Here is a 13,807-nt window from a genome sequence, read left to right on the forward strand (position 1 = left end):
ATCCGGTTAATCAAGAGCCGTGCAGATAGAAAGCAGATTTGATAAGATGGCTTCTTTATTGAATCCATCCTATGCCAATTTTTATGAAATCAGCAGCCATTCTGCCCCTTTTACTCCTCTCTGCAACCGTTTTTGCCTATCAGCCCAACCATAGCTATCGACTTACCGTATTACACACCAATGATTTACACGGCCATTTTTGGCCGAATGATAAGGGCGAATACGGCTTAGCCGCACAAAAAACCCTGATTGACGGCATTAAAAAAGAAGTACAAAAGCAAGGCGGTTCGGTAATCGTGTTAAACGCTGGTGATGTTAATACCGGCATTCCCGAATCGGATTTGCAAAATGCGCGTCCGGACATCGAGGGAATGAATGCCATCGGTTATGAAGCGATGACGTTGGGTAACCATGAATTTGACAATCCGTTGCAATTATTGGATATGCAGGAAAAATGGGCCAAATTTCCTTTTTTGGCCGCCAATGTCTATTCCAATAAAACCCTTAAGCTGTTGGTTCAGCCTTATACGATTTTGAATAAACAGGGCTTGAAAGTGGCGGTTGTGGGGCTGACGACCGAAGACACTGGCAAACTCGGTAATCCAGAATATATGCATGAAGTGGTGTTTAAAGACCCTACCCAAACGGCGCAACAAGTCTTACAAAATTTAAATCAAACCGAAAAACCGGATATTAAAATCGCCCTAACCCATATGGGGTATTACCCTGACGGTAAATACGGCTCCAACGCCCCCGGCGATGTCAGCATGGTGCGTAAATTACCCGCTGGCGCTTTTGATATGGTGGTCGGTGCGCATACGCACGATACAGTCTGCGTGGATAAACAAGGTGTTTTCATCAAAGACTACCAAGCTGGACAAGCCTGCCAGCCTGATTTCCAAAATGGCACTTGGATTATGCAAGCTGGAGAATGGGGCAAATTTGTCGGCCGCGCCGATTTTGAGTTTCAAAACGGCAAGCTAACGCTGCTCAACTATGCGCTGATTCCCGTCAACCTCAAAAAAAGCGTGAAAAATGCACAGGGGCAAACCGAATATGTCCTCTATCAACCGGAAATTCCCCAACATAAAAATCTCGCTAAACATTTAAAAACGTACCAAGACAAGGGCGACAAATTATTGGGTGTCAAAATAGGCGCACTAAACGGCAAATTGGAAGGTGACCGCCATGTCATCCGTTTTGAACAGACCAATTTGGGCAAATTGATTGCAGAATCCCAGCGCCAACGTGTCCAAGCGGATTTAGCCATCGTCGGTTCAGGTGGTATCCGCGACTCCATTTTGCCGGGAGATGTGACCTATAAGGATTTATTGAAAGTCCAGCCTTTTGGCAATATTTTGGCTTATGTGGATTTAAGCGGTCAGGAATTACGGGATTACCTGAACATCGTAGCCTTTAAAGAAGTCGATTCCGGGGCTTATCCGCAATTTTCAGGCATTGAAATGGTGGTTAACCGCAAAACCCATACGTTGGAAAATATCAAAATCCAAGGCAAAATTTTAAATCCGAAGAAAACCTACCGCTTGGCCGTTTTAAGCTATTGGGCAGCCGGTGGCGACGGTTATCCGAGAATTACCCATTATCCGACTTATGTCAACACCGGGTTTGTAGATGTAGATGTATTAAAAGACTTTTTCACGCAACATAGCCCGATTAATGCCGAGCAGTTTAACGCCAGTCGTGCCGTTGTTTTCCAATAAACATCAGCATAACAAGGCCGTCTGAAAAACACGTTGTTTCTGTTTTTCAGACGGCCTTGTTTGTTGCGTTGCAAATTTACTGATACATCTTACCGTTATGCGCCAACCACCCGTCGGCATGGCTGCCGTTGGGGTCATGGTGTGTCCAGTGAATCACTCCGCCCTGTTTTGACCACTCGTATTCGCCGTTGAAACCAACTCGATCGCCTTTTTTCAAGCCTTTGATTTTGTCTGCCAAATCAATATTATGCGCAACCAGCAGGGTTTGACCGCTGGAAAGTTTCAGGATAAAGCGCTGATGGCGACTGCCTTTGTTGTCGTCGGGCAGGGTCTTTACCACCACGCCTTCACCTTGCACCTGTATGTCGCTGCGGTGCAGCTCATAGGCTTGCTGCAAAATTTGCTCGGTCTGGCCGTCGGCGGTGCTGTGCGCTTGCGGCGAAACGGTAGCGTTATCCGCTTCATCCGTTACGGCATGATGGCGTTTTTGGCGGCGGATTTGCCGGTTGCCGGTATCGGCCGTCTGCTCTGTTTCGGTTTGGGCGGCGGGATATTCGGTCTGCGCGCCCTGCCCCTGCTCCGGCTTAAATTGCTGGTAAGCAACGGCGGCAAGAGCAATCAGAATCAGCAGCCATTTTTTCATGTTTCACGCTTTCTATTTGGTCATCTCAACGGCGGACATCTCTGCCCGCCCCGACGGTTTATTTCTTATATTTCATCTCGTATTTGATGTCCGACAGGATTTTTTTGAGGTTGTGTTGCAACACTTCTTCCACCAAATCAGGCGCTTGCTCATTGAGCGTTTGTTGCAACTGGTAGGTAAACAGTGCCATCTGCTTTTGCACCACCACGCGAATCATGCCGTTGACGGCGTCGGTCAGATGCGGGCGCATGCGCTTAATTAGGCGTTCGGTCAGCTCCTGCTCCGACAGACAAAATACTTCTTTGCGGTTAACCGCCTGCGGGTTTAATACATTGATGTTGACGGTAATTTTTTCCGCAACCTCATCTTCCGGCGCACTTTGGCCGTCTGAAACATCATCGTTTTGGTTTTCAGACGGCATTTCATCACCGGCTGCCTCTGCTTGCGCTTTGGGAAATTCAACGGTTTGATGTTTCGGATTCAGCCATACGGTACGCGTGGATTCGATGTATTTGTCGGACGCTTTCATTTGCAGGGCGCTCTGCGCGGCCAGCCAGTTTTCCTGCAAAATCACCATATTGTCGGTTTCAACTTCCTCACGGCCGCTTTGGGCGACTTCGGCATTGTGCTCCTGCTGCCATTTGAGCAGGTATTCCTGCAATACTTTGTCGCGGTTTTTATCGTCCAGACGGTGGGCTTCGCTGCGTTTGCTGCGGCCGGATACCGGCGCCGGCGCTGCGCCGGATTCGCGAATCAACGGAGCGTGGGTATAAGGGGCATTGAGCTGGCGGGTTTGGCGCAGTTTTTCCAAACGGCTTTCCCAATCTGAATGTTCGTCGGTTTGCGGAGCGGATTTGGGCTGTTGCGGGTTCATTTTTATCTCATTAGGACTAAGTACCAAGCGTGCTTGGTTTACTATAAAATAGCGGGATATTTTAACAGATTATCAAGGAGCGCACGCATTATGAGCAGCATTGAACAACGCATCGAATATTTGGAAGAAGCCAATGAGGTTTTGCGTATGCAGAATCATGTTTTGTCCACCGCGCTCAAGGGGCTAATCCGCGCGCTGCCGTCTGAAACCGCCGAAGACGTAATCGAATCCATCCAGCTTGCCTTTGAAGACGCGCTGGCCGAGCTGAATTACGAAGACAGTCCGCATACGGATTTGTTCCACGATGTGACCTACGCGTTTTTCCGTGAAAAAGAGCGCTGATTGCTGACGGGTTGATGACAATATTGTGTAAATTTATGCTAAACTCTGCTTTTCTTTTCCACCGCTTCCCGTAAGGATTCAATCATGAACATGAAAAAATGGATTGCCGCCGCCGTTACCTGCTCGGCGCTGGTTTTGGCTGCCTGCGGCGGTCAAAGCAAAGATGCCGCTTCAGCCTCCGCCCCTGCCGCTGACAGCGGCAAAGTGTACCGCGTGGCGATGAATGCTGAGTTTGCGCCGTTTGAATCGCAAGATTCCGCCGGTAAAATCGAAGGCTTCGATATTGATTTGATGGATGCCATGGCCAAAGCCGGCAATTTCAAAGTCGAATACAAACACCAGCCGTGGGAAAGCCTGTTCCCCGCGCTGAACAACGGCGATGTAGATATCGTCATGTCGGGCGTGACCATTACCGACGAGCGCAAGCAAACCATGGATTTCACCGATCCTTACTTTGAAATCACTCAAGTGGTTTTGGTACCGCAAGGCAAAAAAATTACCTCTTCCGCCGAGCTGAAAAACCGGAACAAAGTCGGCGTGGTTACCGGCTACACCGGCGATTTTTCCGTATCCAAACTGCTGGGTAACGACAGCGCGAAAATCGCCCGCTTTGAAACCAATCCGCTGGTAATTAAAGAATTGGAAAACGGCGGCTTGGATGCGGTGGTACTCGACAGCGCCGTGGTTGCCAACTACGTGAAAAACAACCCGACCAAAGGCTTGGATTTCCTGACCCTGCCGGACTTTGACATTGAAAACTACGGTATCGCCGTGCGCAAAGGCGACGAAGCCACCGTGAAAATGCTGAACGACGCGCTGAAAAAAGTACGCGAAAGCGGCGAATACGACAAAATCTACGCCAAATATTTTGCCGAAGAGTCTAAAAAATAATTCTCGCAACTGCTTATCCGCATAAAAAGGCCGTCTGAAACCCTAAATCGTTTCAGACGGCCTTTTCTTTCGCCTTGTTCCACAGCGCCTGCCACTACAACACCGCCACCGCATAATCCGACAGCCGCGAGCGTTCGCCCTGCACCAGCGTGATGTGGCCGTAGTGCGGCCAGCCTTTGAAACGATCCACCACATAGCTCAGGCCGCTGCTGCCCTCGGTCAGATACGGCGTGTCAATCTGCGCCAGATTGCCCAGGCAGACGACTTTCGTGCCTTTACCCGCGCGGGTAATCAGGGTTTTCATCTGCTTGGGCGTGAGGTTTTGCGCTTCGTCGATGATGACGAATTTGTTTTGAAACGTCCGTCCGCGCATAAAATTCAGCGAACGGATTTTAATGCGGGAGCGTATCAGGTCGGAAGTGGCTTTTTTCGCCCATGCGCTGAATTCGCCGCCCTCGTTTTGCTGGGTCAGTACCTCCAGATTATCTTCCAACGCCCCCATCCACGGGTTCATTTTTTCTTCTTCCGTACCCGGCAGAAAACCGATGTCCTCGCCGACGGGTACGGTCACGCGGGTCATGATGATTTCGTTGTAGCGCTTTTCGTCAAACGTCTGCATCAGCGCGGCGGCCAACGTCAGCAGGGTTTTACCCGTTCCCGCCTGACCCAAAATCGTGACCAAATCAATATCGGGATTCATCAAAAGATTCAAGGCGAAATTTTGCTCGCCGTTGCGGGCGGCAATGCCGAACACATTGTTTCTGCCGCTGTAATCCTTAAGGGTTTCCAGCACCACGCTGCGCTCTTCCACCGCCACCACCCGCGCATTCAGGCAGGATTCGCCGTTATCGTCCGACAGCAGCTCGTTGTGGTAAAAGTTTTGCTCCGTGCCGCCCTCAATGCGGTAGCACACCCGCCCGCGTTCCTGCCAAGAATGCAGCCGGATACCTTCCTGCGTCCAAAATCCCGGCGGCAGGCGGCGGCTGCCGCTGTACAGAATATCGCTGTCTTCCAATACTTTATCATTGATATAGTCTTCCGCATGCAAGCCCAAAGCGCGGGCTTTAATGCGGATATTGATGTCTTTGGATACCAGCGCCACATAATCATAGCCGCCGCCGATACGGTGCGCCAGCGCGGTCACCACCGCCAAAATCTGATTGTCGCCGCTGCCGGCTGCCAAGCCTTCGGGCAATTCGGCCGCCGCCCGTTCGATTTGTAAAAACAGCTTGCCGCGCGGCTCGGTGTGTTCCGGCAGGCGCAGGCTGATGCCCTTGCCCAGGCCGTCCGGCTCGGCATTCAACAATTCATCCAGATAACGGCTGGCCTGCCGCGCATTGCGGGCTACGTCGGACAAGCCTTTTTTGTGGTTATCCATTTCCTCCAGCGTTACCATCGGGATAAAAATATCGTGTTCCTGAAAGCGGAACAAACAGGACGGGTCGTGCAGCAGCACATTGGTATCGAGGACAAACAATTTGCGGCCGCCGCCGCTCAGTTTGGGAGACATGGCTTTCCTTTGCGCGTGAATCACCGTTTCAGTGTGGCAAAGGTGTGTTACAACAGCATGAAAAAAATCAGGCCGTCTGAAAATCAATAGATTTTCAGACGGCCTGTCGCATTTTCAAGCAGGCTGTTATGCCTTAAGCGCTACCTGCTCTCCACCGATATTTCCCGCCAACGCAAAGCCATAATTCTGCGGATACACCTGATAGGTTAAGGCATAACGCCCGCCGTTAATCAAAATCTCCAATACCTGATAATCCAGCAATATATCAACGGTTTCCACCACGCAGTCTATCAGCGTTTCGCAAGGAAAATCCGCATGAAAGCCGTTGCCGCCGAACGCGCCGCGTGTAACTTTCAGACGGCCTTGGCGGTAATCCAGCGTAAAACTGCCTTGCCCGTCACGAAACAGCTCTACGCTAAAATTGCCGTCGGCGTGTAATTGCAGATACACATTTTGCGGTAACTCGCCTTGCTGCGGCAGGGGTTGGCGTTCACCCAAATAGGTTTGAAACGCGGCCGGATAACGCTGCACCAAATGATTATCTTCCAAAGACAATTCACGCGGCACAGCCATCACGCCGCGATATTCGCCGCACGGCGTTTCCTGCGCATACGCCCAGTTGCTCAACCACGCGCCGGTAGTAGGCGGCTCGACACCGTACCAGCTTTGCGCGGCGTAATAATCCTTGCCGTAGTCTATCAGGCCGTAATCCTGCTCGGGCGTAAAGGTTTCGCCGTCGAAACTGCCGACAAAATACACCGACTCGCTGTCTATGCGTTTTTCGGTATGAATCATGCTCGCCAGCAACAGCCACTTGCCGTCAACTTGCAGCAATTCCGGGCATTCCCAAATATGCGGATAAGCAAATTTATAACGAAATTCGCCGCATTTCTGCCAATCCAGCAGGTTTTGCGAGCGGTAAAATTCCACCCTGTCGCCTGCCGAACAAGTCATCATCCACGTTTTACCCGCTTCAAAATAAAACACTTTCGGATCGCGGAAATCACGGCGGCCGCCGCTCGGAATAATCGGATTACCCGCATATTTGCGGTAGCTGCCGTCGGTCTGAACCGCCGCTATGCTTTGCATTTCTTCAGGCTGTCCGGCTGCGTTTTCATTCAAATGATTGGTGTAAAACAACAGACTGCGCTGTTCAGACGGCATTTCGTCGGCAAACAATCCGCTCAGATTATCCTTATCCGTGATTGCGCTGCCCGAATAAATATAACCGAGCGCATCCGGCTCAAGCGCCACGGGCAATTCCTGCCAACGGATTAAATCCTGCGACACCGAGTGTCCCCAATGCATAGACCCCCCATTCGGTCGTGTGCGGGTAATACTGGTAAAACTTCTGATAACCGTCGGCATTGCGGTGCAGACCGTTGGGATCGTTAATCCAGCCTTTGGCGGCGTGAAAATGCAGCAAATAACGGTTGCTTGTCATCATTGAATTCCTTATCAAAAAAGGCCGTCTGAAAAATAACGCTTATTCATTATTTTTTCAGACGGCCTTACTTACTTAACGTGAGTTCGGGATAAGCATATAAATTTCAGAAACATGTTCCTTCCGGCAGACAGAAAATCTGACGATTTTCTGTCTGCCGGAATGTCGCATATTTTTGAAAACAATAAAAATATTTAAAATGCTTATCCCAAGCTCACGTTACTTAAAATCTTACTTCACTTCCAGCTTAGTCACGCCGCCCATATACGGTTGCAGCGCAGCCGGAATATTAATGCTGCCATCGGCATTTTGGTGGTTTTCCAACACCGCCACCAGCGTGCGGCCGACCGCCAGACCGGAGCCGTTGAGCGTGTGCACCAAGCGGTTTTTACCGTTTTCGTCTTTGAAACGCGCCTTCATGCGGCGGGCTTGGAAGTCTTCACAGTTGGAGCAGCTGGAAATCTCGCGGTAAGTATTTTGCGCCGGCACCCACACTTCCAAATCGTAGGTTTTCGCCGCACCAAAACCCATATCGCCGGTACACAGCGTAATCACACGGTAGGGCAGTTCCAAAGCTTTCAAGATATTTTCGGCATGGCCGACCATCTCTTCCAGCGCGTCGTAAGATTGGTCGGGATGGGCAATCTGCACCATTTCCACTTTGTCAAACTGGTGCTGGCGGATAAGGCCGCGCACATCCTTACCATACGCACCCGCTTCGGAACGGAAACACGGCGAATGCGCGGTCAGTTTCAAGGGCAGCGCGGATTCCGGCACAATACTGTCGGCTACGGTATTGGTCAGGGTCACTTCCGCCGTCGGAATCAGATATTGCGTTTTCTTGCTCTCATCGCCGCCACGGGTAACATGGAACAAATCTTCGGCAAATTTCGGCAGCTGGCCGGTACCCAAAAGCGCGGTATCATCCACGATATAAGGCGTGTAATGCTCGGTATAGCCGTGTTTCAGCGTATGCGTGTCCAGCATAAACTGCGCCAGTGCACGGTGTAAGCGGGCAATTTGACCGCGCAGAACAGTAAAACGCGCGCCCGACAGCTTCGCTCCGCCTTCAAAATCCAAGCCCAGCGGCTCGCCCAAATCCACATGGTCTTTGATTTCAAAATCAAATTCGCGCGGCGTACCGACTTTGCGCACTTCCACGTTTTCCGTTTCATCCGCCCCCTGCGGCACGCTCTCGTGCGGCAGGTTCGGAATGGTCAGCAGCCAAGCGTCCAGCTCTGCCTGAACCGCTTCCAAATCGGCCGCAGCCTGTTCCAAATCGGTTTTGATTTGCGCCACCTGATCCATCGCGGCCTGCGCCTCATCGTGTTTGCCCTGCCCTTTCAAAGCACCGATCTGCTTGGAAATACTATTACGCGCCGCCTGCAATTCTTCGGTTTTCACCTGCACGGCCTTACGCTGCTCTTCCAGCGCATTGAAACGCGCGGTATCAAAATCATAGCCGCGCTGCGCCAAACGCTCGGCCACGGCAGCGGTGTTGCTGCGGAGTAATTGGATGTCTAACATTTTAAACTCTCAATATAAAGGGATGACATGGCGACATTGTAAACCAAATTGCAGGGAATTTCATTGCAGGCCGTCTGAAAGTTTGACGTATGGAAACAAACAAAATAATGCTATTGATAGAGCTGCATTGATGGGAGAAAAAAGAGGAAAAGTAGGAATAGAAAAAGGCTTCCGAAAAATCGGAAGCCTTTTTTAAAATCTGGCACGCCCACGGGGAATCGAACCCCGGTTACCGCCGTGAAAGGGCGATGTCCTAACCGCTAGACGATGGGCGCGGATACTTGATTTTAGTGGCGCACCCGGAGCGATTCGAACGCCCGACCCTCTGGTTCGTAGCCAGATACTCTATCCAACTGAGCTACGGGTGCATCCTTATCACTTTGCTTTCGCGCCGTGAATCAAGAAGACCGAATAATATAGAAACTCTGAAATGCTGTCCAGCATTTTTTATCCGGTTTTTCAAAAAATTTGATAGCTGCTTGATTTATAAAATCTTAAAATCCGCGCAACATGCCCATACCCGACAAATCATGTGCGGCCTTGGCGGCAGTATTGTCGGTCATGCCGCCGATAAAGTCCAAAATCTTCATATATGCCTGATACAGGGTGTCTTCGGGATGTATCGGGTCTTCGTGTTTCAGCAAATCCAATGCAAGAGACTGGCGGATACTGACCTTACCTTCAGCAATCAGCGCATACGCGGACGGCACCAGTAAATCCAGCAGCGAACCCAAACACGGGAAAGTGGCGATTTCGGTAATCAGCTTGGTATGGTGGCGGAAAATACGCGTCCGCGCCATTTCTTTGGCTTTTTCCAGCGTATTTTGTACGGCGGGACTGCACAAGGCCAGCAGGTCTTTGCCTTGAAAACTGCCGGCCAGCAAATCGGATTGATGCAGCATAAAGGTTTGCGCCACATCGTCCACCGCCCTGCCGATGGCGATGCCGCGCAGCATGGCGCAGCGTTGGCGGCTGGATTGGGCGTGCCACGTGCTTTCGGCAAAGGTCAGCTCGCACAAAATGCTCTCTACTTCGGTATCACTGAGCAATTCCAGCTCCACCGCGTCTTCCAAATCCAAGAGCGCGTAGCAGATGTCATCGGCTGCCTCCATCAGGTAAGACAAGGGGTGGCGTGCCCACCAGTCCGCGCCTTTTTCTACCAAACCCAATTCCTGCGCCACGCGGCGGATAAAAGGCAACTCGGTTTGATAGATATTGAATTTGTGCATGCCGTTGGGGTGCAGCGTGGTCCACGGGTATTTCAGCAATGCACCGATGGTGGCGGCGGTCAGGCGCATACCGCCCCGATTGCGGTACATCTCCAGACTAGCCAATACGCGCAGACTGTGGGCATTGCCTTCATAGGTTTGCACATCGTTGCGCTCGGCTTCGCTCAAGCCGCTCAGGTATTTGGCGTTAGCTTCATCGCGAAACCACGCCCGCAGCGCGTCTTCACCGGTGTGACCGAAGGGCGGATTGCCCAAATCGTGCGCCAGACACGCCACTTGCACCACCGCGCCGATGTCGCTGGGCGTATTTTCAGACGGCAAAAAACCGCCGGCCTGCAACATCACGCCGACGCGGTTGCCCAAGCTGCGGCCAACGCTGGCCACTTCCACGCTGTGGGTCAGGCGGTTGTGGGTCATATCGTGTTCGGCCAGCGGGTGTACCTGCGTTTTGCGCCCAAGCCGTCTGAATGAGCCGGAAAATACCACGCGGTCGTAGTCGATATGAAAATCCGTACGCAAAGCGTCCGCGCCTTCTTGGGTGGACGGGGTCACGGTGGGGACAATTTCGCCGTCTTTGACGCGGAAGCGGCGGGTAGAAAGCAGGTTTTGCCAATTCATGCGGGCAGTCATAATTACTCCTTATGCAGACAAAAGGCCGTCTGAAAATTTTTGTTTTTGATGTTTGCTGCTTGGTGGATATGAAATCATATCAGGTGGCTGAACGTAGGGTACGTTAGCCGCCCCAAGCGGCGTAACGTACCGGCTAACGGGTGCTTGGAATATGCAGCAAACACCGACCGTCCGCTAGCCGGTGCAATACGGCGTACCGCCTATTGCACCCTACACTCTATGGAATGAAGCTTAAATTGTACGCTAACAATAAAAAGGCCGTCTGAAAAATCACGGATTTTCAGACGGCCTTTGCCGTATTATTTGCGCATTAATTCAAAAAACTCATCGTTGTTTTTAGACGCTTTGAGTTTGTCCACCAAAAATTCCGTGGCTTCGATGTCGTCCATCGGGTGCAGGAATTTGCGCAGCAGCCACATGCGTTGCAGCTGGTCGTTGGGGACAAGCAGCTCTTCGCGGCGTGTACCGGATTTGTTGATGTTGATGGCAGGGAACAGACGTTTTTCGGCCATACGGCGGTCGAGGTGCAGCTCCATATTGCCCGTACCTTTAAACTCTTCGTAAATCACATCGTCCATACGGCTGCCGGTTTCCACCAGCGCGGTAGCGATGATGGTCAGCGAACCGCCCTCTTCCACATTACGCGCCGCGCCGAAGAAGCGTTTGGGACGGTGCAGCGCGTTGGCATCGACACCGCCGGTCAGGATTTTGCCGGAAGCGGGTACGACGGTATTGTAAGCGCGCGCCAGGCGGGTAATCGAGTCGAGCAGAATCACCACGTCTTTTTTATGCTCGACCATGCGTTTGGCTTTTTCCAGCACCATTTCGGCCACCTGCACATGGCGTGCGGCCGGCTCGTCAAAGGTAGAAGACACCACCTCGCCGCGCACGGAGCGGCTCATCTCGGTCACTTCCTCGGGGCGCTCGTCAATCAGCAGCACAATCAGCTCGACATCGGGATAATTGCTGGTAATCGCATGGGCGATGTTTTGCAGCATCACAGTTTTACCGGTTTTCGGCGGTGCCACCAACAACGCACGCTGGCCACGGCCGATGGGCGACACCAAATCAATGGCGCGGCTGGTCAGGTTTTCTTCCGCCTTGATGTCGCGCTCCAGCTTGAACTGCTTGGTGGGAAACAGCGGAGTCAGGTTTTCAAACAGGATTTTGTGTTTGCAGGCCTCGGGATTGTCACCGTTGATGGTATCCAGGCGCACCAGCGCGAAATAGCGCTCGTTATCTTTGGGCACGCGCACGCTGCCTTCGATGGTGTCGCCGGTGTGCAGATTAAAGCGGCGGATTTGGCTGGGCGATACATAAATATCGTCCGGCCCGGCCAAATAAGAAGTATCGGCGCTGCGCAGGAAACCAAAGCCGTCGGGCAGGATTTCCAGCGTACCGGAGCAGGTGAAGCTTTCGCCGTCTTTCATCATCTGGCGCACAATGGCAAAAACCAGATCTTGCTTGCGCAGGCGGTTGGCGTTTTCAATATGGTGTTGTTCGGCCATTTCCAAGAGTTTGGAAATGTGCAGGGTCTGTAATTCGGAAACGTGCATAATAGTTTTGCAATAGATAGGAAACAGGAAAACGGCGCTGAGGCCGTCTGAAAAAAGAAGCGGGAAAGTAAAAAGCCCGAAAAGGCCAAGAGAACTTTTTGAAGTTGGAATTTTAAGCAAGCGGCGTGGCGGTGTCAACTTTGGCGCTTAATCGGGAGAAAGGCCATCTGAACGGAAACTGTTTCAGACGGCCTGAAACCTTTATGCAAAAGCAGAAAACATATCCGCCGATATTGCCTTAAAAAGGCAAAAATCACGTTTTCAGACGGCATTTTGTTGATATAAAAACGCTCCATCCAGCCTTACTCCGGCCGGCAAGCGGCATGAACACCGTAGGCAGGGCGGCAGCCCCGCCCTCCCCCCGATCGGCCAACACGCTTTGCGCAGCCTGCATTTTTTGGTCGGCATAGCGCACCACATCTTTAATCACGAGTTTCTGTACGGCAGACAGCAGGGTTGCCATCCATTCGTAATCGGGCTGGCCGTTGTTTACAGGAAGCTGAATATTTAATTCATCTGCGTCTTTTGCATAGAAATTACGCGCATAACTGAATTTACCAGTATATGCAGCCTTATGGCAGGCAGCAGTAACAAATAAAGATGCCATTTCAGTTAATTTTTCTGTATGGACAACGGCGACATGGTCATCTGCTCCATATTGATAATGCCGGTATTTTGCAGAACCAAACATATCAATGGTTACAGTATTGGCAGCAAAAATATGTACATCGTTACCGATAAAATCAGAAACACCCGTATCTGCCTCGCCTGCGGTTACAAACGGTAAGCTGCCTGAAACACGGTCGGCACTTTTCAGACGTTTGCCACGCGTGGCGTTACCGAACAATGTTTTTACATTGTATGTTCCCCATGAAACTTCCGATAACGCCGCCAACGCCGCCTGCTCTGTTTCAGTCAGCATATAGTCTTTCAGCCCTGCGGCTGAAAGATAGGCTTCCAGCTCGGCTACGAATTTCTCCATAAAGTCAAGATTCATTTGCCCTTTTTTTACAGGTAACTGAATCTCTGTATTCCGCATGGCAGCACGATTAAATTTTGTTCCGTAATTATATAATTGTGCAGTAGCCATTCTTGCCGAAGCAATAATGAACTGTGCAATCGCACGATTAAACGGTGTGAATTTAGGAACTAAATGCTGAATATGAGAATATCCGATAAAATCCCGTTCTTGGTAAAACATTGTATCTGCACCGACTGTTGTATCCGAGCAGGTAAGACTATTCCCTTTATTATTGGCCTCCAGACTAGAAAACCCCATTACGCCGTTGTTAACCGTTCCATTTGAAATTAAAGGAACATTACCCGCTTTCGACATAATTTCATCATTAGACAAGCGGTAATATTTAGTCGGATTGATTTCAAATAAATTCCCTAACTTAAACTCTCCCCACTCAACCGAATCCAACATTTCAGTCAAGC

The 13,807-nt window shown here is 51.0% G+C and carries 12 protein-coding genes and 2 tRNA genes; 3 read left to right on the top strand and 11 right to left on the bottom strand.

Going from position 1 to position 13,807, the window contains the following annotated elements:
• The first annotated feature begins 83 nt into the window (after positions 1–83).
• The gene (gene ushA / locus J2T37_RS05445; RefSeq protein WP_253354366.1) at positions 84–1,721 is read left to right on the top strand and encodes a bifunctional UDP-sugar hydrolase/5'-nucleotidase UshA; all 1,638 of its coding nucleotides are present in this window, start codon (positions 84–86) and stop codon (positions 1,719–1,721) included.
• A 76-nt stretch (positions 1,722–1,797) separates the two neighbouring features.
• Here the strand turns inward: ushA and J2T37_RS05450 are convergent, their stop codons facing one another.
• Entirely contained in the window at positions 1,798–2,364 is a 567-nt protein-coding gene (locus J2T37_RS05450; RefSeq protein WP_253354367.1) for a DUF3465 domain-containing protein, read from the bottom strand.
• Positions 2,365–2,422: 58 nt separating this feature from the next.
• Positions 2,423–3,238: a hypothetical protein gene (locus tag J2T37_RS05455; RefSeq protein ID WP_253354369.1), complete on the bottom strand. Its 816-nt coding sequence runs from the start codon at positions 3,236–3,238 to the stop codon at positions 2,423–2,425.
• Between the two features lie 90 nt (positions 3,239–3,328).
• Here J2T37_RS05455 and J2T37_RS05460 point away from each other — a divergent pair, with 90 nt between their 5' ends.
• Positions 3,329–3,580 (top strand): NGO1151 family protein, encoded by a 252-nt coding sequence (locus tag J2T37_RS05460; protein WP_253354371.1) that lies wholly within the window; start codon positions 3,329–3,331, stop codon positions 3,578–3,580.
• 84 nt (positions 3,581–3,664) lie between these two features.
• Entirely contained in the window at positions 3,665–4,471 is an 807-nt protein-coding gene (locus J2T37_RS05465; RefSeq protein WP_253354373.1) for a basic amino acid ABC transporter substrate-binding protein, read from the top strand.
• A gap of 94 nt (positions 4,472–4,565) precedes the next feature.
• Here J2T37_RS05465 and J2T37_RS05470 read toward each other — a convergent pair whose 3' ends face one another.
• The 9 genes from J2T37_RS05470 to J2T37_RS05510 all read right to left on the bottom strand — a co-directional run bounded on the left by J2T37_RS05470 (position 4,566) and on the right by J2T37_RS05510 (position 13,796).
• The gene (locus tag J2T37_RS05470; protein WP_253354375.1) at positions 4,566–5,981 is read right to left on the bottom strand and encodes a PhoH family protein; all 1,416 of its coding nucleotides are present in this window, start codon (positions 5,979–5,981) and stop codon (positions 4,566–4,568) included.
• Between the two features lie 126 nt (positions 5,982–6,107).
• Positions 6,108–7,289, bottom strand: a complete 1,182-nt coding sequence (locus J2T37_RS05475) for a glycoside hydrolase family 32 protein (protein ID WP_253354376.1) — start codon at positions 7,287–7,289, stop codon at positions 6,108–6,110.
• Positions 7,225–7,428 carry a hypothetical protein gene (locus J2T37_RS05480; RefSeq protein ID WP_253354378.1) on the bottom strand — a complete coding sequence of 68 codons (204 nt, stop codon included), beginning with the start codon at positions 7,426–7,428 and terminating at the stop codon, positions 7,225–7,227. The genes J2T37_RS05475 and J2T37_RS05480 overlap by 65 nt, the downstream gene beginning before the upstream one ends.
• A gap of 228 nt (positions 7,429–7,656) precedes the next feature.
• Positions 7,657–8,952 carry a serine--tRNA ligase gene (gene serS, locus J2T37_RS05485; RefSeq protein WP_253354380.1) on the bottom strand — a complete coding sequence of 432 codons (1,296 nt, stop codon included), beginning with the start codon at positions 8,950–8,952 and terminating at the stop codon, positions 7,657–7,659.
• A 200-nt stretch (positions 8,953–9,152) separates the two neighbouring features.
• A tRNA-Glu gene (locus J2T37_RS05490) sits at positions 9,153–9,227 on the bottom strand.
• Positions 9,228–9,243: 16 nt separating this feature from the next.
• A tRNA-Arg gene (locus J2T37_RS05495) sits at positions 9,244–9,320 on the bottom strand.
• Between the two features lie 126 nt (positions 9,321–9,446).
• Complete coding sequence (locus J2T37_RS05500; protein WP_253354382.1) at positions 9,447–10,811, bottom strand: deoxyguanosinetriphosphate triphosphohydrolase; 1,365 nt, start codon at positions 10,809–10,811, stop codon at positions 9,447–9,449.
• Between the two features lie 299 nt (positions 10,812–11,110).
• Positions 11,111–12,367, bottom strand: a complete 1,257-nt coding sequence (gene rho, locus J2T37_RS05505; RefSeq protein ID WP_253354384.1) for a transcription termination factor Rho — start codon at positions 12,365–12,367, stop codon at positions 11,111–11,113.
• Between the two features lie 253 nt (positions 12,368–12,620).
• Entirely contained in the window at positions 12,621–13,796 is a 1,176-nt protein-coding gene (locus J2T37_RS05510; RefSeq protein ID WP_253354426.1) for a restriction endonuclease subunit S, read from the bottom strand.
• Positions 13,797–13,807: the final 11 nt, after the last annotated feature.

Origin of the sequence: Neisseria perflava, assembly GCF_024170405.1 — a bacterium.
Lineage (GTDB): Bacteria > Pseudomonadota > Gammaproteobacteria > Burkholderiales > Neisseriaceae > Neisseria > Neisseria perflava_B.

Bases quoted from the DNA above. Each gene is read 5' to 3' on its own strand.
- ushA (WP_253354366.1), top strand. From the start codon at position 84: ATGAAATCAGCAGCCATTCTGCCCCTTTTACTCCTCTCTGCAACCGTT.
- J2T37_RS05450 (WP_253354367.1), bottom strand. From the start codon at position 2,364: ATGAAAAAATGGCTGCTGATTCTGATTGCTCTTGCCGCCGTTGCTTAC.
- J2T37_RS05455 (WP_253354369.1), bottom strand. From the start codon at position 3,238: ATGAACCCGCAACAGCCCAAATCCGCTCCGCAAACCGACGAACATTCA.
- J2T37_RS05460 (WP_253354371.1), top strand. From the start codon at position 3,329: ATGAGCAGCATTGAACAACGCATCGAATATTTGGAAGAAGCCAATGAG.
- J2T37_RS05465 (WP_253354373.1), top strand. From the start codon at position 3,665: ATGAACATGAAAAAATGGATTGCCGCCGCCGTTACCTGCTCGGCGCTG.
- J2T37_RS05470 (WP_253354375.1), bottom strand. From the start codon at position 5,981: ATGTCTCCCAAACTGAGCGGCGGCGGCCGCAAATTGTTTGTCCTCGAT.
- J2T37_RS05475 (WP_253354376.1), bottom strand. From the start codon at position 7,289: ATGCATTGGGGACACTCGGTGTCGCAGGATTTAATCCGTTGGCAGGAA.
- J2T37_RS05480 (WP_253354378.1), bottom strand. From the start codon at position 7,428: ATGATGACAAGCAACCGTTATTTGCTGCATTTTCACGCCGCCAAAGGC.
- serS (WP_253354380.1), bottom strand. From the start codon at position 8,952: ATGTTAGACATCCAATTACTCCGCAGCAACACCGCTGCCGTGGCCGAG.
- J2T37_RS05500 (WP_253354382.1), bottom strand. From the start codon at position 10,811: ATGACTGCCCGCATGAATTGGCAAAACCTGCTTTCTACCCGCCGCTTC.
- rho (WP_253354384.1), bottom strand. From the start codon at position 12,367: ATGCACGTTTCCGAATTACAGACCCTGCACATTTCCAAACTCTTGGAA.
- J2T37_RS05510 (WP_253354426.1), bottom strand. From the start codon at position 13,796: ATGTTGGATTCGGTTGAGTGGGGAGAGTTTAAGTTAGGGAATTTATTT.